Below are 324 nucleotides of genomic sequence, written 5' to 3'. Positions count from 1 at the left end.
CCACAATGGCAGCGTTGGTTAAATGAAGTAAGTAAAATAGATACTCCAACGCAAAATGAGCGCCTAGTTTGGCAGCTAGACCTTACCCATTTAGACCTGCCACTTATTCAAGCCAAAGTGCAAAAACACAACAGCAAAGGCGAATGGACTAAAGGCCGTAAAGTAAATATTTATGATCTTGACAATGCTCAATACCGACATTTACTTAGCCCAGCCGATCATAATTTAGTGCAAGTAATTAGTAATCATGCGGGCTTTGGTTACAGTGAAGTACAAGCAACCAGCGCGGTGTTGCAAGCGCTAATTAACTTCAAAGGGCTTGAA

At 41.7% G+C, this 324-nt stretch carries 1 protein-coding gene; it reads left to right on the top strand.

The features are described from left to right. A partial coding sequence (locus AAEY62_RS21295; RefSeq protein WP_350636361.1) for a hypothetical protein occupies positions 1-324 on the top strand: 324 nt, incomplete at both ends.

The organism is Pseudoalteromonas sp. GW168-MNA-CIBAN-0100 (genome assembly GCF_040309225.1).
Classification (GTDB): Bacteria; Pseudomonadota; Gammaproteobacteria; order Enterobacterales; family Alteromonadaceae; genus Pseudoalteromonas; species Pseudoalteromonas arctica.
Note: the sequence above shows the minus strand (reverse complement) of the source record. Positions and strands in the feature narration are given on the sequence as shown.